Below are 21,669 nucleotides of genomic sequence, written 5' to 3'. Positions count from 1 at the left end.
GCCAACGCCGCAACATCCGGGACCCTGAATGGACGTGGATAAGGATGGCGATGCGATGGCGAGCAGTGTGCACAGGCGCGAAGTGATCGGCTGGATGGGTATCGGTGCCTTGGCACCGCTGCTCGGCGCCTGCACAGCCTTCCCAGGGCAGCAGGGCGGCAACGCCCGGCTCGACTTGCTGTACGTCGCCGATACCCTCGATGCCCGCCAGCCTGGCCAGGCGGTGGTACCGGCTACCCGGTTGGGGCCGGTCAGCCACTTGGGCCGTGCGCCCTGGATGACCGGCAGCAGCGCCAGTATCGCCTACCCGCAACTGGCGCCGCTGCTCGATGCCCGTCAGGCAACGACAGCCCACCTGGGCGGTTATGCGGTGCTCGCGGCGTTGCTGGAGCAACTGCGTGGCGAGGCCGGTGCGGGCAACAGCCTGACCCTGGAAAACGGCCAGGGCTGGAATGGCAGTGGCCTGGCCTACCTGACCCAGGGCGAAAGTGGTGTGCAAGGCAGCCAGCTGTTGGGCATCGAAGCGCGGGTCAGCAGCGACGAGCGTGTACTGTGGCCACAACGCAGCACGGGCCTGTATCGCCAGGCCAGCGCCATTACCCTCGGCGCCGGGCTGGCTGACGCACAACGCCAGACACTGGGCGTGCAAGCCCTGCACATTTTCGAGCGCGGCGGTGCCCGTATTGCAGTGGTTGGCGTGACCGACCCCTACGCACAGGACCAGAAAGCCTCTCTTAAACAGTGGTACCAGTCACTGCTGCCGGTATTCGAGCAAGCCCGGCGCGAGGCTGACCTGGTGGTGGCCATGGCCGATGCAGGCACGGGCCCCGGCTTGTGGCTGGCTGAACGGGTGCCGCAAATCGACGTGCTGTTGGGTGCCCGAGGTCAGGACCTGTGGCCCGCGCCGGTCGAGGTCACCCAGGCCAGCGGTCGGCGCGTGCCGGTGCTGTTTGCCGGCTGCCGGGGCAGCGGTGCCTTCCGCCTGCGTTGCCAGCGTGTGGCCGGCCAGTGGCAGTTCGACGGGCGTTTTTTCCCGGCCTTTGAACAGCAACTGGCGCCTGCCGCGCAGCTGCGTGTCGCGCAATTGCAGGCACAACTGCGCCAGCAACGGGCCGGCCACGCGGCCTGGCTCGACCAGCCGCTGGCCCGCGCGCCCCAGGCCTTGTGGCGCCGCGATACCCGTGGCGGCAGCTGGGACTGCCTGCTGCATCAAGCCTTGGCCGACGATAGCAGCATGCCCGTATTACTGCCGGGCCTGCGTTACGACTACCCGCTGTCAGCGGGGGCGCCCATTACCCGCGAACACCTGATCAGCCTTACCGGTGGCTACCCGGCGCCAGTGGTCGAGGCACCGGCCAGGCAGGTCGAACAAGTGCTGGAAAACGCCGCTGAACAATTGTTCGGTGACCCGCTGCTGCTGGACAACAGCCAGGACCTGCCGCGCTGGCAGGGCCAGGCCTGGAGCGTCAGCTACAGCCCGCAAGGCAAGCGCATCACGGGGTTGGAGCCAGTGCAGGGCCTGTGCCGCACCTTTGGCTTGCAATTCGAAAGCCAGGCTGGCGAGCCACTGTGGCAGCGGGTCGAGGCCTGGCTCGCCCGCCAGCCTGACGATTGGCAACTGGCGCCGCTGCAACTGCCCGAAGTGCGTTACGTGCAGGGGCACCCAGGCTGGCACCCACGGCAATTGGCCTCGTGATGCTCACCTCGCGTCTGCTCACCGGCGCTGGCCTGACCTTGGCCGGCTGGCTGTCTGCGCAGTGTGTGCTGCAGCTGAGCCGGCAGCCACAACCGGCCACGGCGCCTGCGGTGGCCGACAGCCCGCTGCCCGGGCTGATGGTCGGTCACTGGCAGGTACCACCCGACGATGGTGCCATCGCCATCACCCGTCTGCCGCTGCAATACCTCGGCGGCCTCAAGGCCCAGCCATTGGCCGCCAGTGTGGTGGTGCTGCGCTACGGCGAGCAAGTGCGCACCCTGGCCCGCGGTCAGCGCCTGGCGCCAGGGATCGTGCTGCAGGACATCGACAGCGATGGCCTGATTTTCAACAACCAGGGGCGGCGTGAGCGCCTGCCCTGGCCGCCACGCTCCGCCGTGACCGGCTTCAAGCGGCAAGGATGAACGATGCCTGTTAGATACTGCATGGCGGCTGCGCTGAGCCTGGCTTTGTCCATCGCCTATGCCCAAGAGCCGGTGTTCGATGACAACGGTACGCCGATGTACGAGGTAAATTTCGTCGATACCGAACTCGGCGAGTTCATCGACAGCGTGTCGCGCATCACCGGCACCACCTTCATCGTCGACCCCCGGGTCAAGGGCAAGGTCACCGTGCGCACTGTCGACCTGCACGACGCCGACGCCATCTACGACATCTTCCTGGCCCAACTGCGCGCCCAGGGCTATGCCACCGTCGACCTGCCCAATGGCAGCGTGAAGATCGTGCCCGACCAGGCCGCGCGCCTGGAGCCGGTGCCAGTGGAGGCGGGCGGGCAGCAGGGCGAGGGTAGCGACAGCGTGGCCACCCGCGTATTCAACGTGCGCAACGCCGCCAGCGAACAGGTACTGGGTATCCTCAAACCGCTGATCGACCCGCGGGTTGGGGTTATTACACCGTACCCGGCGGCACACCAGTTGGTGGTGACTGACTGGCGCAGCAACCTCGAACGCATCGCCAGCCTGCTGCGCCAGCTCGACCGCCCTCAAGAGGCACCGGGCAGCGGCAGCACCCAGGTGATCTACTTGCGCCATGCCAATGCCGGTGAAGTGGTCAAGGTGCTGCGAGGGCTCAGCCAGGAGGGTGCGGTGCCGGCTGAGGGCGCGGGTGAGGCAGAGGGCAAGGACCGGCCGGTGATGCCAGCCTCCGGTGGCCCGGGTATCCGCCTGGAATATGAAGAAGGTACCAATGCCGTGGTCATGGTCGGCCCCGACAGCGAACTGGCGGCGTACCGGGCCATTGTCGAGCAACTGGACATTCGCCGTGCCCAGGTGGTGGTCGAAGCGATCATCGCCGAGGTGTCCGACAGCAGCGCCCAAGAGCTGGGCGTGCAGTGGCTGTTCGCCGACGAAAAGTTTGGTGCCGGTATCGTCAACTTCGGCAGTAACGGGGTGAATATCGCCAGCATTGCCGGTGCCGCCGCCAGTGGCGACAACGAGGCCCTGGGCGATTTGTTGTCCACCACCACCGGTGCCACGGCAGGCATCGGCCATTTCGGCGGTGGCTTCAACTTCGCCATGCTGGTCAACGCGCTGAAGGGCAAGAGCGGCTTCAACCTGCTGTCCACGCCCACCTTGCTGACCCTGGACAACGCCGAAGCATCGATCCTGGTTGGCCAGGAAGTGCCCTTCGTCACCGGCTCCGTGACGCAGAACAACGCCAACCCGTACCAGACCATCGAGCGCAAGGAAGTCGGGGTGAAGCTGCGCATCAAGCCGCAGATCAATATCGACAACAGCGTGCGCCTGGACATCGTCCAGGAGGTGTCGTCGATTGCCGACACCCGCTCGGCCAGCGACGTGATCACCAACAAGCGCGAGATCAAGACCAAGGTCATGGTCGAAGACAACGGCCTGGTGATACTTGGCGGCCTGATCAGCGACGAGTTGAGTACCAGCAACCAGCGTGTGCCGCTGCTCGGCGACATTCCTTACCTTGGCCGGTTGTTCCGCTCCGATGCCACCCGCAATACCAAGCAGAACCTGATGGTGTTCATCCGCCCGCGCATCCTGCGCGACGGGCCGAGCCTGGCGGGCCTCAGTGAAGACAAGTACCGCACCCTGCAGCAGACCACACCGCTGCAGTTGCCGGACCTTGCAGAGGGCACGCGGCTGTTGCAGGTATTCCCCGCCAGCCGCGCACGCCTGGAAGGCGGTGACTGGTGATGCTGCCCTATCGCCAGGCACGGCAGAGCGGAGTGGCCATGGCCCCGGCAGAGCAGGGCTGGCAGCTATGGCTGCGGCCCGACGCCGACAATGCCCAGTTGCAGGAGTTGTTGCGTGTGCATGGCCAGCCAAGCCTGCTCGAATACCTGGAACCTGCGCTGTTCGACGAGCGCCTTGGCCAGTTGTACCAGGCCGGCGATGCCGCCACCGAAGCGCTGATCGAAGGCATCGGCGACCAGGTCGACCTGGATAGTCTGATGAGCGAGATGCCGCGCATCGAAGACCTGCTTGAAAGCGACGACGAAGCCCCGGTGATCCGCCTGATCAACGGCCTGTTCGGCCAGGCGTTGCGGCTGCGCGCCTCGGACATCCATATCGAGACCTTCGAGCAGAGCCTGGTAGTGCGCTTGCGGGTCGATGGCCATCTGCGCGAGGTGCTGCGTCCACCGCGTGCGTTGTCGGCCATGCTGGTATCACGGATCAAGGTCATGGCCCGCCTGGACATCGCTGAAAAGCGACAGCCCCAGGACGGCCGCATCACCTTGCGCGCGGCGGGGCGCGAAGTGGACGTACGGGTCTCGACCTTGCCCGGCATCCATGGCGAGCGGGTGGTGATGCGCGTGCTCGACAAGCAGGCCAGCCTGCTGGCGCTGGATAACCTGGGCATGCCGGCAGCGGTATTGCAGGGCCTGCGCGGTTGCCTGGCGCGTCCCAATGGCATTGTGCTGTCCACGGGGCCGACCGGTTCGGGCAAGACCACGACCCTGTACGCCAGCCTGAACAGCCTCAACGATGGCAGCCGCAACATCCTTACCGTCGAGGACCCGGTGGAGTACGCCATCGCCGGCATTGGCCAAACCGCGATCAACCCGCGTGCCGGGCTGACGTTTGCCAGTGGCCTGCGCGCCATTCTGCGTCAGGACCCAGACGTGATCATGTTCGGCGAAATCCGCGATCAGGAGACTGCACAGATCGCCGTGCAGGCCAGTCTCACCGGCCACCTGGTGCTGTCGACCTTGCACACCAACAGCGCGGTAGGCGCAGTGACCCGCCTGCGCGACATGGGCATCGAGCCCTTCCTGATCGCCTCGTGCCTGCGCGGCGTCCTGGCCCAGCGCCTGGTGCGGCGTTTGTGCAGCTGTGCCGTGGCGCATCCACTACAGGCTGCCGAGCGCGAACTGTGGCCCGAGCTGGCGGCGCTGGGCAGCACTTATCACGCTGTGGGTTGCGAGCAGTGCCAGGGCAGCGGTTATATCGGGCGACTGGGGCTGTACGAATTCATCGAGTTGGACGCTGGGCTCATCGGCCTGTTATACGACGGCGCCAGTGAGCTGGCCATGCAGGATTACCTGGCTGATCGGCGCCAAAGCCTGGTGGCGATGGCCAGCGATTGTTTGGCCCGCGGTGAGACCAGCCTGGCCGAAGTGCTGCGCGTGGTACAGGGCTAAGGCATGCCTACCTATCGCTACCAGGCCGTTGACCTCGCCGGCAAATCGCACAAGGCCAGCCTGCAGGCTGACAGTGAACGCCACGCTCGCCAGCTGTTGCGCGAGCAGGGCCTGTTCGCCCGCCAGTTGCAGCGTCATGAAGCCGGCAGCCGACAACCCCGTCGCCAGCGCCTGAGCCGCGCCCAGTTGTGTGAGCTGACCCGTCAGTTGGCCACCTTGACCGGGGCCGGCATTCCCTTGGTCGATGCCCTTGCCACCCTTGAACGGCAACTGCGTCAGCCCGCCCTGCACAGTGTGCTGGTGGCCTTGCGCGGCTCGCTGGCCGAAGGCCTGGGCCTGGCCCGCAGCCTGGCCCGGCAGGGCGCACCGTTCACTGGCCTGTACTGCGCGCTGGTCGAGGCCGGCGAACGTTCCGGGCACCTGGCCCAGGTGCTGACCCGCTTGGCCGACCATCTGGAGCAGGTGCAACGCCAGCAACACAAGGCCCGTACTGCGTTGATCTACCCCACGGTACTGATGGGGGTGTCGCTGGCCGTGGTCATCGGCCTGATGACCTTCGTCGTGCCCAAGCTCACCGAACAGTTTGCCCACGCCGGGCAGAGTCTGCCGCTGATTACCTCGTTGCTGATCGGCTTGAGCCAGGCGGTGGTGCAGGCCGGGCCGTGGTTGCTGGGGCTGGCGTTGATGCTTGCCGTGCTGGCTGGATGGTTGCTGCGCAAACCGCACTGGTGCCTGCGTCGCGATCAGCTGCTGCTGCGCCTGCCGCGTATTGGCAACCTGCTGCAGGTGCTGGAAAGCGCGCGCCTGGCGCGCAGCCTGGCGATTCTCAGTGGCAGTGGCGTAGCCCTGCTCGAAGCCTTGCAAGTGGCCACTGAAACCATCGGTAACCGGCGTATCCGCCTGGCCATGGAGCAGGTGCGCCAACAGGTGCAGGGCGGCACAAGCCTGCACCGTGCGCTGGATGCCAGCCAGCAATTCCCGCCGCTGCTGGTGAACATGGTCGGCAGCGGCGAGGCCAGCGGCACCCTGGCGGACATGCTCGAGCGCGTGGCCGACGACCAGGAGCGCGGCTTTGCCCGCCAGGTCGATACCGCCATGGCGCTGTTCGAACCCCTGATGATCCTGGTGATGGGCGCCGTGGTGCTGTTCATCGTGCTGGCGGTGCTGCTGCCGATCATGCAACTCAACCAGGGCCTGCAATTGTGACGACAAGGAGTATTGCCATGCAGCATCGACGTAACCGCCAACGCGGCTTCACCCTCATGGAAATCATGGTGGTGATCTTCATCATCGGCCTGCTGATCGCCGTGGTTGCGCCCAGCGTGCTGGGCAACCAGGACAAGGCCATGAAGCAGAAGGTGATGGCCGACCTGGCCACCCTGGAGCAGGCACTGGACATGTACCGTCTGGACAACCTGCGCTTCCCCAGCAACGAACAGGGCCTGGCCGCGCTGGTGAAAAAGCCGGCTCAGGAGCCGCTGCCTCGAGCCTGGCGCAGTGATGGCTACGTGCGTCGCCTGCCGGAAGACCCATGGGGCACCCCGTACCAGTACCGCATGCCCGGCGAACATGGCCGGGTCGATGTGTACTCGTTGGGCGCCGATGGCATGCCGGGTGGCGAAGGCCAGGATGCCGACCTGGGTAACTGGGCGCTGTAACGGTGCGTCGTCAGCGCGGCTTCAGCCTGATCGAACTGTTGGTGGTACTGGCCATTGCCGGGCTGATGACCGGGCTGGCGGTGGCTGGCCTCGGCAACGGCCAGGCCCGTGTCGAGCAGGCCCTGCAACGGCTGGCGGCCGAGGTCCGCGGCCAGGCCGCGCTGGCACGGCATGCTGGGCAACTGCGTGGGCTGCGCTGGAATGGCCAGCGCCCGGAGTTCGTACGCCGCCAAGGCAATGACTGGATCGTTGAAACGGTCGCGCTCGGCGACTGGCCCAAGGGCCTGCACCCGGACTGGCCGGCCAGCCCGCAACCGCGCGTGCTGTTCACGCCGCATGGCTGGGCGCAGGCGGGTAGCGTGCGCTGGCGCTGGGCCGATGGCAGTCAGCAATGGGCCTGGAGCCGCACCGATGGCATGTGGGTAGTGCCATGAAGCAAGCACAGCGTGGTTTCACTCTGCTGGAGGTGACCGTAGCCCTGGCAATCGCTGCCGTGCTGGCGGTGATCACCAGCCAGGTACTGCGCCAGCGGCTGGCAGTGCAGGACAACCTGCAACAGCACCGCCTTGGCCTGTTGTGCGCGCGTGAGCTGCAAGCCCGCTTTGCCGTCGAGCAGTACTGGCCTGCCGAAAACCAGGTAGCCGGCGAGCTCGACCAAGGTGGCCAACTGTGTCACTGGCAACTGCAACTGCGCCGCACCGGCGTGCGCGACCTGCGCCGTGGCGAGCTACAGCTGTTCGCCGACCGCGACCAGCGCCTGCCACTGGGCCAGTACACCGTGTTTCTGGAGCGCCCATGAAACGCCACCAGGCAGGCCTGACCCTGATCGAACTGATGGTCGCTCTGGCCCTGACTGCCGTGCTTGGCATCATGCTGGCTGCCTTGGTCAATGGCTGGCTGAAGGTGCGCGAACGCCTGCAGCACACCAATCAGCAAACTTCGGTGCTGGACTTTTGCCTGGCCCTGGAGCGGCGCTTCGACAGCCCGGTGCTGCGCCGTGTCTATGACCAGCGTCTGCCTCTGGCCGGCCGTTGGCTGGACTGGCAGCCCGCCAGCAACCAGTTGCTGTGGGTCGCCAGCACCGGCCTGCCGGCAGCCGAAGGTGGCTCGCGCCTGCAACGCCAGCGCCTGCGCTTCGAGGCCCGTGAGCAGCGCCTACTGCTGGAAAGCTCGGCCGATTTGTACGCCGCCGTCGCCCCGCGCTGGGTACAGCGCGAACGACTCGACCAGGTCAGCGCCGTGAACGTTCTGTACTACCAGGGCGGCCGCTGGCTGGCCTGGCCTTCTGACCAACCGGTACACCCAGGCCGTGGCGTACGTCTGGAACTGCTGCGTGATGGAGCCCCCTATGTCTGCACCTTCGCCCTTCCATGGGGGCGCTCATGAAATTTGAATGGCGGCGGCGTACGCCGGCCCAGGCGTGGTTATTGCTGCGCCCGGGTGCTGTCTGGCGCTGGGCGCTGGTCCAGGAGGGTATTTTGCAAAACCAGGGGCAGGGTGAGCCACCGGCCAACCCGCAGGCCCATGTTGCGCTGGTTCTGCCTGCCGAGGCCTGCAGCCATTTTCGCGTGCCGGCCCCGCCGGGGCTCAAGCGCGAAGAATGGCCTTTGTTGCTTGAGGATCGCTTGCTGCAGGCCCCGCATGAGGTGGCCTGTGCCTGTCTGGCCCGTGACCCCGGGCACCTTCGCCTGCTGGTAGTGGCGCGTCAGCAGCTGGATGACTGGCATGGCCAATGTGCCGCCTGGGGCTTGCAGGTGGTGCGCTGCTGGGCGGAGCTACAGTTGCTGCCGCTGCCCGAGCCAGGATGCGCCTGGCAATGGCAGCGTACCCCCGGCATGTCCTATTACAAAGGGCTGGCCGAAGACGGACAGGAACACTGGCTGGCTTGGCCTGATGCCTTGGGTGGGGTGCCGCAGCTACCGTGGGCAGGGCTGCACAAGACGTCGCTGAGCGGCAACTGGCCCACCGTATTTGCGCCGCTCGACACATTACCCGGTCTGTTCGAACGCCCCCGCAAGGTGCGCTCGTTGCCAGTGGCGTCCCGCCAGCAGCAGCGGCTGCTGGCGGCTTGCCTGGTGCTGGCCACCGTTTGGGGGAGCCTGTGGTTGAGCCAGCAATGGCGCCAGGCGCAACTCTGGCGCAGCCAGGTCATTGCCGTGACCGGCGAGCAGGCCAGCCCTCGGCACGCGGCGCAGGCCCTCAAGCGCCTGCGCGAGAGCGTACTGCAGCAGCAACTGCGTACACGTCAGCTAGACGACCTGCAGGCTCGCTTGCAGGCCTGGCTGCGTGCCAACCCTGATTGGCGCCTGCAAGCGGTGCGCTTCGATGGTCAGCGTTGGCACCTGCGCCTGGAGGGCGAGGGCAGTGCGCCGCCATGGCGTGATATGGCGGCTGCCGCTGGCGCCACAGTGCAGGTTCAAGAGGGCCAGGTGATCTTCGACCTGGGAGCCGCCTCATGAACCGGGACTGGCTACAGCGTCATCGCTTCAAGTTCGCCTGGGGACTGATCGCTCTGCTGCTGGCCTTCCTGGCCCTGCGTGAAGGCGTTGCGCAATGGCGCGCGCTTGGCCAGTGGCGCGCGCTGGCCGAACAGGCGGCCAGCCTGCAAGGCGGGCCCGGTTTGAACCTGGAGCGGCTACGTCAGTCGGCCCAGGCCCGTGGGGTCGAACTGACCGAAGTCGATACGCAAGGCAAGGCCTGGCAACTGCGCGGGCAGGTGGCCGATGAGCGCATGCTGCAAGGCTGGGTGCAGAGCCTGCGTGCAGAAGGTGCATTGCCGCTGCAATGGGGGCTGGAGCAGCAGGGCAAGGCTTTGCGATTCGACCTGGTGGTGCAGCCATGAGCCGCAGAGCAGCAATGGCCTGGGTGCTACTGGTCTTCGTGCTCACGCTGTTTATCGAGCTTCCGGCCAATTGGGTGGTGCGTGCGTTCGGCCTACCGGTACGTGATGTCGGTGGAAGCCTTTGGCAAGGGCAGGCACAACAATGGGGGCCGGTCGGGCCTTTGCGCTGGACGCTGCAGCCCTGGCGCTTGCAGGCGAATGCGCAGGTGGGGTTCCAGGGCCAGGCCTGGCAGTTGCTTGCAGAAGGCTGGCCTTGGCGTTGGCGGCTGGAGGTATCAGCCAAGGGGACTTTGGCGACGGTATCGACGGATTACCGCCTGGCCGGCCAGTGGCAGGGTGTGTTGAAGATGCAAGGGGCAGGGCGCCAATGCCAAGCCAGTGAAGGCCGCGTGATCGTAACCGACCTTGCGCTGAGCGACCCTTGGTCACTAGGCCTTGGGCACGGCTGGCTGGAAATGGACTGCCGCAGTGGCTGGCACTTGCGCGGGCAGTTAGCGCAGCAAGGGCAACATCAACTGGCCGTGGATGCCGACCTGCCAGGGCGCCGGGCGCAGGTGGTGTTCCAACTGCAGCCTGAAGCGCAGTTAATGCCATTGTTGCGTGGGGCCCAATGGCTCGGGCCGCAGGCCCTGGCGGGGCAGCGAGACCTTCGCTGGTAAGCAACAACGTGGCGTGGCGCCCTGTAGATACGCTGTGGGCGGTCGAGCTTTTCTGAGGTGGTCGGGGCTGAACCGCTTGGTCTTATCAAATGGTTCAAACCGCGACGCAGGCGGCGCTTTGCGTGGCACCGGCTGCGCCGGTGTTCGCGGGTGAACCCGCTCCTACAACGGCCTGTGCCCAACCACCGATTTGTGTCCATCCCCGATCAGTGTAGGAGCGGGCTTGCCCGCGAAGACGGCAGATCAGGCAATCACGATCACTCGTCGTCCGCAGTCCCGTTGGCCCGCCAGTAGGCTGCGGCCTTTAGCGTATCTTCCGGCACCCCTTTCTCCAGCAATAGCGCCTTGGCCTGGCGAGTCAGGGCTTTTTCCAGCGCCACCCAGGCATACAGCCGGCCTTGCGGCAAGCTCAGGTTCCGCACCAGTGCCAACAAGTCTTCCTCTTGGCGACGTACCCAGATCACTTCCACCTGGGCCTTGCTTGGCAGCGGCTGGCGCTCGTGCTCGTCTTCGATCTGGATCACTGCCAGCACCTGACGGCCGGCTGGCAACTCCTCCAGCCGACGGCCAATTGCCGGGATGGCAGTCTCATCACCGATCAGCAGGTAGCTGTCGAAAATATCCGGTACCACCAGCGAGGCCCTTGGCCCGGCGATGTCCAGGGTTTGCCCGGGTGTGGCTTGTGCGGCCCAGGTGGAGGCAGGGCCGTCGCCGTGCAGCACGAAGTCGATGTCCAGCTCATTTGCCACCAGGTCGATGCGCCGTGGCGTGTACTCACGCATGGTGGGCCGCGCGCCACCGTCCTTACCCAGATTACGGGCCTCGATGGCCTGTTGTTGCTCCGGCGTTTCGGCAAACAGCAGCTTGATATGGTCGTCGCTGCCCATGCTGGTAAAGCCTTGCAGCTCGGCACCCCCCAAGGTGATGCGGCGCATGCGCGGGGTCAGCTCGGTGACCCGCAGTACCTGCAGACGGCGCTGGCGGATCTCGTGGTTTACGCGGTGAACGGTGTCACTCATTGGGCGTCTCCCTGAAAGGTTCGGTTGGCCCGGAGGCAATGGCCTTGGCGGCATGGTTGAGCAGGTCACGGACCCGTTCGATTTCTTCCGCGGTCCAGCGGCCGCTGTGCATGTGCAGTGCATGGCGCAGGTTGCCGACCGCTTCATGAATCTCTGGCGGGCGGTCGTGGCCGCGTAGGGCGCGTTTGCTGACCTCGATGCGCATGCGCACGCCATCCAGGGCTACCGCCTGATCCGCCAAGGCGCTGCGGCCGGCATCGGTGATGGCATACAGGCGTTTGCTGCCCTGTACCTGGCCGCTGATCAGTTCGGCTTCTTCAAGAAAATTCAGCGTGGGGTAGATCACCCCGGGGCTTGGGCTGTAGCTGCCTTCGAACAGGTTTTCGATCTGGCGGATCAGGTCGTAACCGTGGCCGGGTTGCTCGGCCAGCAAGTCCAGCATCAGCAGCTTGAGGTCACCAGGGGCGAAGACCCGCGGGCCGCGTTCGCCACGGCCGGGGCGCCGCTCGAAGGGGTCATGAGGGTGATGTTCGCGCATAAAGATAGGGCTCTGTCGTTTTCGATATATCGTAAGATATTACTCAAGATATATCTAAAGACAAGCCGTTAAATGCTGATGATTATCATCTAGTCAGTCGATGTATTACTTGTCGGCGGCGGTGTGTGCAGGGCAACCTGTGGCGCTTTGCACTCATTCGGGTTGCCCGGCTGCAGGTATGGCATGAGGATCGGTGCCATGCCCTTGAGCACCTGCACCGGCAGCGCCGAGGTAAATTTGAACGCTTCTGCCGTACGACCCGGCACGAAGGCGGTCAGCGTGCCGAAGTGGTTGTCGCCGAGGAAGAACACGAAGGTGGCGGTGCGGTTCAGCGAGCGCGAACCGATCAGCCGGCCGCCGGCGCCGAAGCTTTCGATTCGGTTGTCACCGGTACCGGTCTTGCCGCCCATCACCAGTGGCGTGCCGTCCTGCAGCTTGAAGCTGCCGGAAATACGCCGCGCGGTACCTGCGTCGACCACCTGCGACATGGCGCCTTTGAGCGCACGCGCCACTTCAACCGGCAGAATTCGCACGCCCCGGTCCGGGTCTGTGATCAACTTGGTCTCGTAGGGTGTATTGGCTGCAAAGTGCAGGGTATCGATGCGCAGGGTTGGCAGGCGAATGCCGTCGTTCTGGATGATCCCGACCAGTTCCGAGAGGGCAGCGGGGCGATCGCCGGAGCTGCCGATGGCGGTGGCCAATGAGGGCACCAGGTGGTCGAATGGATAGCCCACGCGTTTCCAGCGCTGGTGGATATCGAGGAAGGCTTCGATTTCGACCATGGTGCGGATACGGCTGTCGCGGGCGCTCTGGTGGCGGCTCTTGAACAGCCAGCCATATACCTCCTGGCGTTCGAAACGGCTGGCATTGACCATTTCGGTCAGTGTCGAGCTTGGGTGCTTCAGCAAGTAGCCAAGCAGCCAAAGGTCCAGCGGGTGAACCTTGGCGATGTAACCTTGGTCGGGCAGGTCGTACTTGCCTGGGCCGTAAGCTGCGTACATCTCTGACAGACGGCCATCGGTCAGTTTGCCCAACACTTTCTTGTTACCGTTGAGGTGGGCACGCACGAATGCGTTGAACGTTTCCTGGCCTGCTTCGGGGAACAGGTAGCGGTGTACTGCCGCTAACCGCTGTGGGGTCACGCGCATGCTGTCGAGGAACGTGTCCAGGCGTTGTTGCGAGGTTTTACGCTGGTACTTCTTCCAGAAGCGCATCAGGTACTTGGTGCCCTCCTTGTCGGCGAAGCGCGCAAGGTACTCCTGACGGCGCGGGTCGGAGTCGTCCTTGAGCAGCGCCACGCGGTTGTATGGTTGCTGGTAAGTCACGTAGCGCACCAGGTCGCGCATCAGGCGGATGAACGGCAGGTTGATCGACTCGCGCAGTGCGTCTTTGAGTGTCGGGTTGCGGTTGTTGTCTTCCTTGCGGAAGTTGTTGAACACATGCATCCCGCCGCCAGTAAAGAACGCTTCGCCGGTGTTGGCCGAGTACTTGCGTTCCAGCGCGGCGTCGAGCATGGCGTCCAGGCTCTGGTTCTTGCTGTTCTGTGCCAGCCATTCCAGCGACCATTGCGTGATGCGGTCGAGTTCGGCCACTTCGACCTTCTTCAGCTCGGCGGCAGGTTTGCCGGCGTACTTGTCGTGCAGCTCGGCGATAATTTCCAGGTAGGTGGTCAGTACCCGCAGCTTGGCGGTTGAGCCCAGTTCCAGCTTGCTGCCTTCATTGATGTCGAAGGGCTGGTTGGTGCTGTCGGTCTGCACCCGTACCCGCGAGCCATCGGCGGTGCGCTCGAACAAGGTGAAGCTGTAGCTCACCTGGTCGGTGGTCTTGGCAGTGAGCAGCCGCTCGCCGATCAGGCCGATCTGTGCGGCAAACTCCGGGTCGGCAAGGTTTTTCAGGTACTGGCTGACCTGCAGTTGCAGGTCGGCCTGCAAGGTACTGGTGGCTGACAGGTCAAGGCGGTCGAGGTCGTAGAGCGGGCGGTTGAGCATGGCCGACAGGCGGTTGCGCGCCAGGCTGATGCCCTTGTTGGTGATGATCGGTACGATGGTCGGCTGCGCTACCCAGTCGCGGTACACCGCCTTGCTGGCCAGTGCGGCATCGGCCAGCGGCTGATCGATGACCTTGTTGGCGGCAAGCACGCGAATGTGCGAGTCGGTGAGTTCGGCCAACTCGACCCGGCCCTTGGACAAGTAATACGAGGGGCGGCGCTGGGCAATCATCAGCGACAGTACCTGGCGCAGGGCCAGGCCGCGCGCGGCCATGCTCTCGGGGTCGGTGGCGGTGGCGTTCAGGGCCTGGTTGACCTGATCGAAGTCGGCGCCGTACCACACCCGCAGGCCCTCGGCCATGCCATGTACCTCACCATGCCCAGGCACGGCCGACAGCGGTACGCTGTTGAGGTAGTCGCGCACGATGCGCTGGCGTGCCTCGGTGGTGTCGGGGCCGCCTTGGTAGGCACGTACGCTGGCAGAAATCATCTGCCGGATCTTCTCCGCGCCCGACACCGTCAGGCCATCGGGTGAGTGGCGATATTTCTCCAGCTGGGTGGCCAGGGTGCTGCCGCCGGCAGACTGGCCGGGCAGGGCCAGGTACTTGGCGACCTGGCTGTAGGCGGCCTTGGCAAAGCGTGGCCAGTCCACGGCCGGGTTGTTACGTGGGTCGTTGGTATCCAACAGGTCGCGGTTCTCGATGAACAGCAAGCTGTTGACCATCACGGGAGGAATCGCCGCAAAGTCCGGATACAGGTGCTGGGGGTAGTTGTACTGGTACAGCGTGTCGCCGCGGCAGTCGGTGATCGACAGGCCGGCCTGGATCTTCTCGATATAGGGAGCGAACAGCCCATGTTCGACGTAGTTCATCAGTGCGGGTGAGAACTTCACCTGTTCGCTGATGAGGTAATCGCGCTTGAGCAGGCGTGGCAGGAATTCACCCAGGGCGCTATAGCCCAGGCGTTTGTCGAACGGCCCATCGCCGGGGTAGATGATGGCATCGCTGGGACCAGGTTGCAGCGAGTAGGTCAGTGTACCGGCCAGTTTGCTGAACTCGCGCGATTGTAGTTCGGAGGTGCGGAACTCGTCGTACGCGGCAACGGCGATAGCTACCAGTGCCACCAGCAGGATGAGGAGGATCAGCCACCACCATAGCCGACGCTGACGGGGGGATTCAGGTTGTGGCGTCTCGGCCTGAGGTATCTCGGGAGCTTCCGTTCTGCTGGGTTCCGATTGCCACAGTGCGCCCATAGTCTTCTATCCGGCCAAGTGTTTTCGTCTTGCTTGTCTGAAGCTTAGACGTTGAGCGGATCGGGTGAAAAATTTGTAAGAAGAAGGGAAAAGCGGCGTAGGGCTATGCGGCTTTGGTGTGGGTTTCTTCAACGGGCGATGTTGCTATGGTGCTTGGCGATTTTTGGGGCGCATAGCGGCTCCAGAGTTCTAGCCAAATTTCTGCATATATACAGTGAAAACGCCTACAACGGTCTTCCTATACTGCTGGCCCCCTTCGCCCTGCCGGGCGCTCTAGTCCGGTACATGGGCTGGCTCACAAGGCCAGCCTGGCAAGCCAACGCCACGCCTATCGGCATGGTCGCGGCTGCACGAAGGTCAAATCCAATAACAAAATGAGGTTGTATTGCTATGCCAGTCGGCAACCACTCTGCCCACGGCCAGGCCACTGAAGGCGGCCCGCTCAAGCGTGAACTGGGCGAACGGCACATCCGCCTGATGGCGCTGGGCGCCTGTATCGGTGTCGGTCTTTTCCTCGGTTCGGCCAAGGCGATCGAAATGGCCGGCCCGGCCATCATGTTGTCCTACATCATCGGTGGCCTGGCCATCCTGGTGATCATGCGCGCGCTTGGTGAAATGGCCGTGCACAACCCTGTCGCCGGCTCTTTCAGCCGTTATGCCCAGGATTACCTCGGCCCATTGGCGGGCTTTTTGACCGGCTGGAACTACTGGTTCCTGTGGCTGGTGACCTGTGTTGCCGAAATTACTGCAGTGGCCATCTACATGGGCATCTGGTTCCCCGACGTACCGCGCTGGATCTGGGCCCTGGCGGCGCTGGGCAGCATGGGCGCGGTCAACCTGGTGGCGGTGAAGGCTTTTGGTGAGTTCGAGTTCTGGTTCGCGCTGATCAAGATCGTCACCATCATCGCCATGGTTCTTGGCGGCATCGGCATCATTGCCTTCGGCTTTGGCAATGACGGTGTCGCAGTCGGTATCTCCAACCTGTGGAGCAACGGCGGGTTCATGCCCAATGGTGTGACTGGCGTGCTGATGTCGCTGCAGATGGTGATGTTCGCCTACCTGGGCGTGGAAATGATCGGCCTCACCGCCGGTGAAGCACGCAACCCGCAAAAGACCATTCCGCAGGCCATCGGCTCGGTGTTCTGGCGCATTCTGCTGTTCTACGTCGGCGCGTTGTTCGTGATCCTGTCGATTTACCCGTGGAACGAAATCGGCAGCCAGGGCAGCCCGTTCGTCATGACCTTCGAGCGCCTTGGCATCAAGACCGCCGCCGGCATCATCAACTTCGTGGTCATTACGGCGGCGCTGTCGTCGTGCAACGGCGGCATCTTCAGCACCGGGCGCATGCTCTATAGCCTGGCACAGAACGGCCAGGCCCCGGCGGCCTTCGCCCGCACCTCGAAGAACGGCGTGCCACGCAATGCGCTGCTGCTGTCGATCGGCGCGTTGCTGTTGGGCGTGCTGGCCAACTACCTGGTGCCTGAAAAGGTCTTCGTCTGGGTAACCTCAATCGCCACCTTTGGTGCGATCTGGACCTGGGTGATGATCTTGCTGGCACAGCTGAAGTTCCGTGCCGGCCTTACCACTGCCGAGCGCAAGGCACTGAAGTACCGCATGTGGCTGTGGCCGCTGAGTTCGTATCTGGCACTGGCCTTCCTGGTGCTGGTGGTCGGGCTGATGGCGTACTTCGAGGATACGCGTGTGGCCCTGTACATCGGCCCGGCGTTCCTGGTGCTGCTGACGGTGCTGTATTACACGCTCCGCCTGGCGCCGAAAGACGCACAAGGTGCGACGAGTACCGCCTCCTGATCTGACGTGGGGCCGCGTTGCGGCCCCAGCGTTCTGTCAGGCCGCCACTTCGCTGTGCGGCTCGAAACTGTCCGCCCGGGCCAGTTGCCACATCCGCGAATAGAACTGCCCGTTCACCTCGCCGGTCAGCAGCTCACCTGGCTTCAAGAACACATGCATCTGCGAGAACAGCTTGATCTCGGTGGCCGAAATGCGCCGCACCAGGTGCTTGGCCTCCAGTTGAGCCGGGTGCTCCAGGCCTGCCGCCGCCAGCATTTCTGCCAAGGCACGCAACGTGTTGTGATGGAAGTTCAGCACCCGCTGGGCTTTGTCGGGCACCACCAGCGCACGCTGGCGCAGCGGATCTTGTGTGGCCACGCCAGTCGGGCACTTGTTGGTGTGGCAGCTTTGCGACTGGATGCAGCCGATGGCGAACATGAAGCCGCGTGCCGAGTTGGCCCAGTCGGCGCCAATGGCCAGTACGCTGGCGATGTCGAAGGCGCTGACGATCTTGCCGCTGGCGCCCAGCTTGATCTTGTCGCGCAGGTTCAGGCCGACCAGGGTGTTGTGCACGAACAGCAGGCCTTCACGCAGGGGGACGCCGATATGGTCGGTGAACTCCACGGGCGCTGCGCCGGTGCCACCTTCCTTGCCATCGACGACGATGAAGTCGGGCAGGATGCCGGTTTCCAGCATGGCCTTGGCGATGCCCATGAATTCCCACGGGTGGCCCAGGCAGAACTTGAAACCCACCGGCTTGCCGCCGGACAGTTCACGCAACTGGGCGATGAACTGCATCATTTCGATCGGTGTCGAGAAGGCGCTGTGGCGAGACGGGGAGATGCAATCCTCGCCCATCAGCACGCCACGGGTTTCGGCAATTTCCTGGGTAACCTTGTGTTTGGGCAATATGCCGCCGTGGCCGGGCTTGGCGCCCTGGCTCATCTTGATCTCGATCATGCGCACCTGAGGGCTGCGCGCCTGGGCGGCGAAGCGTTCGGGATCGAAGCGCCCATCCGGCGTGCGGCACCCGAAGTAGCCGCTGCCCAGTTCCCACACCAGGTCACCACCGTGCTCGCGATGGTAAGGGCTGATGCTGCCCTCGCCGGTGTCGTGGTGGAAGTTGCCCAGCTTGGCGCCTTGGTTGAGCGCACGGATGGCATTGGCACTGAGCGAGCCGAAACTCATGGCCGAAATGTTGAAGATCGAGGCCGAATACGGCTGGCTGCACTGCGGCCCACCAACGATAACGCGGAAGCTGGCCGGGTCGGCCAGCGGTGCCGGGCGCATGGAGTGGCCGATAAACTCGAAACCGGATTCATATACGTCGATCAGGGTGCCGAAAGGTTTGTCCGAGGCTTCGTTCTTCGCCCGGGCATACACCAGCGAGCGCTGGGCGCGTGAGAAGGGCAGGGCATCGCTGTCGGACTCCAGCAGGTACTGGCGGATTTCCGGGCGAATGGCCTCGACCAGATAGCGGATGTTGCCAAGAACCGGGTAGTTGCGGCGGACGGCGTGGCGCTGCTGCAGCAGGTCGAACAGGCCGACCAGGCTGAGGATGCCGGTGGTCAGGGTGAACGGCCACAACCATTCGTGGTGGCTGAAGGGGATGCTCGCCAGGGTGAACAGCACACAGGCGGCGAAGAAGGCATAACGACTGAGAAGTGACAGGCTCATACAGGGTCCTTGCGATGGCGCGGTCAGGCTCAGGGCCTGGGGGCAAACCCCGACCATAGCCAAGTTGCCGGGCACTGCAAAATAAAATCGGGGTAGCGCAAATCATTCTCGAACCGGGCCGAATTGCCTGGGCGTAGCTCATACCGCTGTAGGAGCGGGTTTACCCGCGAATGCGTCGGGAGCCTCACCATCGCATTCGCGGGTAAACCCGCTCCTACAGGGGGGCCGTGCTGTGATCGAGATTTTCGATCCTGCTCAACGCGTGCCGCCTCGACCATATACGCGTAACGCCCAGTTGGCCTGTCAGGCCGGCACAGGAATAACCGGCCTTGTCAGGCCAATGACCCCATGGGATCCTCGCGAGTCAATTTTTTCAGCGAGCCCACCCATGCCCAACATCATCCGCATCGCCGCCGCCCTGCTGATCGACCCTCAGGGCCGCACCCTGCTGGTGCGCAAGCGTGGCACCGAGGCTTTCATGCAGCCAGGCGGCAAGATCGATGCCGGTGAAACGCCGGTACAGGCGCTGGTGCGCGAGTTGCACGAGGAACTGGGCCTGCGCATCGACCCGGCTCAGGCCATGCACCTGGGCCAGTTCAGTGCCCCCGCCGCCAACGAGCCAGGCTTCGAAGTGCAAGCCGAACTGTTCCGTGTCGACAGCGCCGCTGCCGTGGTGCCGGCCGCAGAGATCGAGGAGGTGGTTTGGCTGGCTGCAGATCAGGCGCCCCTCATGCAACTGGCTCCGCTGACCCGCGACTTGATCCTGCCGCTGTATCGCCAGGCGCTCAACGCACCGCGCTGACACCGTCGAGGGTGGCGAACGAGGTGTCCTTGGCCGTCAGCAAAAAGTCGCGCATGTACGGGGCATCGAGCATGTCGGTGCGCACGGCGGCATAAAGCGTGGCAAACAGGCCTTTCTCGCCCAGGCGTTTGCCCTTCACATAGCCGCGCGAGCTGTACTCGTGCAGCGCCCAATGCGGCATGCCGCATACGCCACGGCCGCTGGCCACCAGCTGCATCATCATCACCGTCAGCTCCGAGGTGCGCACGGCGGCTGGCTCGATATCGGCCGGCTCCAGGAAGCGGGTGAAGATGTCCAGGCGATCGCGCTCCACCGGGTAGGTGATCAGCGTCTGGTCGAGCAAGTCTTGCGGCACGATATAAGGCTTGCTGGCCAGCGGGTGCTGGTTGGCCACTGCCAGCATCGCCTCGTAGGTGAACAGCGGCACATAAGTGATGCCTGCCAGGTCCACCGGGTCGGAGGTCACCACCAGGTCAAGGTCGCCGCGGGCCAAGGCCGGCAGCGGGGCGAAGGCAAAGCCGGAGGCCAGGTCCAGTTCCACTTCCGGCCAGGCATCACGGAACTGGTCGATGGTCGGCATCAGCCACTGGAAGCAGCTGTGGCATTCGATAGCCATGTGCAGGCGCCCGGCAGTGCCTCCGGCCAGGCGTGCAATGTCACGCTCGGCACCGCGCAGCAGCGGCAGGGTGGCATCGGCCAGTTGCAGCAGACGCAGCCCGGCGCTGGTGAAGCGTATCGGCTTGGTCTTGCGCACGAAAATCGGGAGGCCCAGGCGCTCTTCAAGCTCCTTGAACTGGTGCGACAACGCCGACTGGGTCAGGTGCAGGCGTTCGGCGGCCTCCACCAGGCTGTCGGCTTCGCGCAGGGCATGAAGGGTTTTCAGGTGACGGATCTCCAGCACAGATGACTCCGGGGTATGGAATAGAGGAACCAGGTAATGAGTTGAGTTTCTCTCATGATGCTACATCTGTCGACTGGGCGATCGTCGCACCGCCTGGCGGGAGTCATGAAACTGTCACCGAACTGTGGCAGCGCGCCCGAACAGAATTCATCAGACTCGCGCTCTACTGGGGATCTGCATTCTGGTGTTTCTTTCATGCGGGCTTTTTGGCTTTTTCTTTTCTTCCTGTTCAGCGTACCGGCGAGTTTCGCCGAACAGCGCTGTGACGCCCATGTGCCGGTGCAGCGTGCCGAACTGGGTGCCGTCAGCCTGGTGTACCAGAGCGTCGGTACGCCACGCGACCCGGCCTTGCTGCTGGTCATGGGCTTGGGCGGGCAGCTGATTCATTGGCCGGACGACGTGGTCGAGGCATTGTGCCGACAAGGTTTTCGGGTGATCCGCTACGACAACCGCGATGTCGGCCTGTCACGCTGGAACCAGGTGCCACCGCACGCCAACCTGACGCTCGAGCTGTTGCGTTACAAGCTGGGCCTGCCTGTGTCGGCGCCCTATACGCTGACTGATATGGCAGATGACGGCTTGCGCCTGATGGACGTGTTGGGCGTGCGCCAGTTTCATGTCTTGGGGGTGAGCATGGGCGGCATGATTGCCCAGCATCTGGCGGCGATGGCGCCCGAGCGTGTGCGCAGCCTGACGCTGATCATGTCCAGTTCAGGGGCGGCGGGTTTGCCGGCACCGGATCCGGCGTTGGTGCAGTTGCTGGCCCGGCGCAGCGCACCGAACCGCGAAGTGGCTATCGAGCAGCAGGCCGACCTGCTGGCGGCCTTGGGCAGCCCGGAAGTGCACGACGACCGTGACGTGTTGCTGCATCAGGCGGCAATGGCCTACGACCGGGCGTTCAACCCGGACGGCGCCAAGCGCCAGATCATGGCGATACTGGCCGAGCCGAGCCGTGTCGAGTTGCTCAACCAACTGCGCGTGCCGACCCTGGTGGTACACGGTACGGCTGACCCGTTATTGCCGGTGATGCATGGCGTGCACCTGGCGGCGCATATTCAAGGTAGCCAATTGCGCTTGATCCCGGGGCTGGCGCACCGTTTTCAAGAGCCGTTCAAGGCGCCGCTGCTGGGGGCGGTGTTGCCTTATTTGCAGGCGCATAGGCAAGAGGTCACGCACATCGCAGGGCTTTGAATCCGCGCCGGCTTCTTCGCGGGCTTGCCCG

The 21,669-nt window shown here is 64.3% G+C and carries 20 protein-coding genes; 15 read left to right on the top strand and 5 right to left on the bottom strand.

The window, feature by feature from the left end:
- Nucleotides 1-55 precede the first annotated feature (55 nt).
- From INQ47_RS12215 to INQ47_RS12160, 12 genes are read left to right on the top strand one after another with little or no spacing between them, the layout of a single operon-like run.
- Nucleotides 56-1,696, top strand: a complete 1,641-nt coding sequence (locus tag INQ47_RS12215) for a lipoprotein UxpA (RefSeq protein ID WP_404701803.1) — start codon at nucleotides 56-58, stop codon at nucleotides 1,694-1,696.
- On the top strand, nucleotides 1,696-2,118 hold the full coding sequence (locus tag INQ47_RS12210; RefSeq protein ID WP_404701771.1) for a pilus assembly protein PilZ: 423 nt from the start codon (nucleotides 1,696-1,698) through the stop codon (nucleotides 2,116-2,118). Before INQ47_RS12215 ends, INQ47_RS12210 begins: the two co-directional genes overlap by 1 nt.
- 21 nt (nucleotides 2,119-2,139) lie before the next feature.
- Nucleotides 2,140-3,876, top strand: a complete 1,737-nt coding sequence (gspD, locus tag INQ47_RS12205; RefSeq protein WP_404701802.1) for a type II secretion system secretin GspD — start codon at nucleotides 2,140-2,142, stop codon at nucleotides 3,874-3,876.
- Nucleotides 3,876-5,324 carry a GspE/PulE family protein gene (locus INQ47_RS12200; RefSeq protein ID WP_404701801.1) on the top strand — a complete coding sequence of 483 codons (1,449 nt, stop codon included), beginning with the start codon at nucleotides 3,876-3,878 and terminating at the stop codon, nucleotides 5,322-5,324. The genes gspD and INQ47_RS12200 overlap by 1 nt, the downstream gene beginning before the upstream one ends.
- Before the next feature lie 3 nt (nucleotides 5,325-5,327).
- On the top strand, nucleotides 5,328-6,530 hold the full coding sequence (gene gspF, locus INQ47_RS12195) for a type II secretion system inner membrane protein GspF (protein ID WP_404701770.1): 1,203 nt from the start codon (nucleotides 5,328-5,330) through the stop codon (nucleotides 6,528-6,530).
- A 17-nt stretch (nucleotides 6,531-6,547) separates the two neighbouring features.
- Entirely contained in the window at nucleotides 6,548-6,982 is a 435-nt protein-coding gene (gspG, locus tag INQ47_RS12190) for a type II secretion system major pseudopilin GspG (RefSeq protein ID WP_274149043.1), read from the top strand.
- 2 nt (nucleotides 6,983-6,984) lie between these two features.
- Complete coding sequence (gspH, locus tag INQ47_RS12185; RefSeq protein WP_404701769.1) at nucleotides 6,985-7,416, top strand: type II secretion system minor pseudopilin GspH; 432 nt, start codon at nucleotides 6,985-6,987, stop codon at nucleotides 7,414-7,416.
- On the top strand, nucleotides 7,413-7,781 hold the full coding sequence (locus INQ47_RS12180) for a type II secretion system protein GspI (RefSeq protein WP_252459556.1): 369 nt from the start codon (nucleotides 7,413-7,415) through the stop codon (nucleotides 7,779-7,781). The genes gspH and INQ47_RS12180 overlap by 4 nt, the downstream gene beginning before the upstream one ends.
- Nucleotides 7,778-8,368, top strand: coding sequence for a type II secretion system protein J (locus INQ47_RS12175; RefSeq protein WP_404701768.1), 591 nt, complete (start codon nucleotides 7,778-7,780; stop codon nucleotides 8,366-8,368). Before INQ47_RS12180 ends, INQ47_RS12175 begins: the two co-directional genes overlap by 4 nt.
- The gene (locus INQ47_RS12170; RefSeq protein ID WP_252459558.1) at nucleotides 8,365-9,441 is read left to right on the top strand and encodes a type II secretion system protein GspL; all 1,077 of its coding nucleotides are present in this window, start codon (nucleotides 8,365-8,367) and stop codon (nucleotides 9,439-9,441) included. The genes INQ47_RS12175 and INQ47_RS12170 overlap by 4 nt, the downstream gene beginning before the upstream one ends.
- Nucleotides 9,438-9,824, top strand: coding sequence for a type II secretion system protein GspM (gene gspM, locus INQ47_RS12165; RefSeq protein ID WP_404701767.1), 387 nt, complete (start codon nucleotides 9,438-9,440; stop codon nucleotides 9,822-9,824). The genes INQ47_RS12170 and gspM overlap by 4 nt, the downstream gene beginning before the upstream one ends.
- Complete coding sequence (locus INQ47_RS12160) at nucleotides 9,821-10,483, top strand: type II secretion system protein N (RefSeq protein WP_252459560.1); 663 nt, start codon at nucleotides 9,821-9,823, stop codon at nucleotides 10,481-10,483. The genes gspM and INQ47_RS12160 overlap by 4 nt, the downstream gene beginning before the upstream one ends.
- A gap of 257 nt (nucleotides 10,484-10,740) precedes the next feature.
- On the opposite strand, the gene INQ47_RS12155 is transcribed toward INQ47_RS12160, so the two are convergent.
- The 3 genes from INQ47_RS12155 to INQ47_RS12145 form a co-directional block, all read right to left on the bottom strand.
- Nucleotides 10,741-11,502: a siderophore-interacting protein gene (locus tag INQ47_RS12155; protein WP_404701766.1), complete on the bottom strand. Its 762-nt coding sequence runs from the start codon at nucleotides 11,500-11,502 to the stop codon at nucleotides 10,741-10,743.
- A complete protein-coding gene (locus tag INQ47_RS12150) occupies nucleotides 11,495-12,040 on the bottom strand; it encodes a PadR family transcriptional regulator (protein WP_135192305.1) in 546 nt (181 codons plus the stop codon). The genes INQ47_RS12155 and INQ47_RS12150 overlap by 8 nt, the downstream gene beginning before the upstream one ends.
- An 89-nt stretch (nucleotides 12,041-12,129) precedes the next feature.
- A complete protein-coding gene (locus INQ47_RS12145) occupies nucleotides 12,130-15,279 on the bottom strand; it encodes a transglycosylase domain-containing protein (protein ID WP_404701765.1) in 3,150 nt (1,049 codons plus the stop codon).
- Between the two features lie 390 nt (nucleotides 15,280-15,669).
- On the opposite strand from INQ47_RS12145, the gene INQ47_RS12140 reads away from it, so the two are divergent.
- Nucleotides 15,670-17,088, top strand: a complete 1,419-nt coding sequence (locus INQ47_RS12140) for an amino acid permease (protein WP_021781949.1) — start codon at nucleotides 15,670-15,672, stop codon at nucleotides 17,086-17,088.
- Between the two features lie 36 nt (nucleotides 17,089-17,124).
- Here INQ47_RS12140 and INQ47_RS12135 read toward each other — a convergent pair whose 3' ends face one another.
- Nucleotides 17,125-18,744, bottom strand: a complete 1,620-nt coding sequence (locus INQ47_RS12135) for an FMN-binding glutamate synthase family protein (protein ID WP_028697979.1) — start codon at nucleotides 18,742-18,744, stop codon at nucleotides 17,125-17,127.
- A gap of 388 nt (nucleotides 18,745-19,132) precedes the next feature.
- On the opposite strand from INQ47_RS12135, the gene INQ47_RS12130 reads away from it, so the two are divergent.
- The gene (locus tag INQ47_RS12130; RefSeq protein WP_252459563.1) at nucleotides 19,133-19,546 is read left to right on the top strand and encodes an NUDIX domain-containing protein; all 414 of its coding nucleotides are present in this window, start codon (nucleotides 19,133-19,135) and stop codon (nucleotides 19,544-19,546) included.
- Here INQ47_RS12130 and metR read toward each other — a convergent pair.
- Nucleotides 19,530-20,447, bottom strand: a complete 918-nt coding sequence (metR, locus tag INQ47_RS12125; protein ID WP_021781953.1) for a transcriptional regulator MetR — start codon at nucleotides 20,445-20,447, stop codon at nucleotides 19,530-19,532. The genes INQ47_RS12130 and metR overlap by 17 nt on opposite strands.
- Nucleotides 20,448-20,642: 195 nt before the next feature.
- On the opposite strand from metR, the gene INQ47_RS12120 reads away from it, so the two are divergent.
- Complete coding sequence (locus INQ47_RS12120; protein WP_404701764.1) at nucleotides 20,643-21,638, top strand: alpha/beta fold hydrolase; 996 nt, start codon at nucleotides 20,643-20,645, stop codon at nucleotides 21,636-21,638.
- The last annotated feature ends 31 nt before the right edge of the window (nucleotides 21,639-21,669 follow it).

Origin of the sequence: Pseudomonas sp. 3HC3 (genome assembly GCF_044904505.1) — a bacterium.
Taxonomy (GTDB): domain Bacteria; phylum Pseudomonadota; class Gammaproteobacteria; order Pseudomonadales; family Pseudomonadaceae; genus Aquipseudomonas; species Aquipseudomonas putida_Y.
Note: the sequence above shows the minus strand (reverse complement) of the source record. Positions and strands in the feature narration are given on the sequence as shown.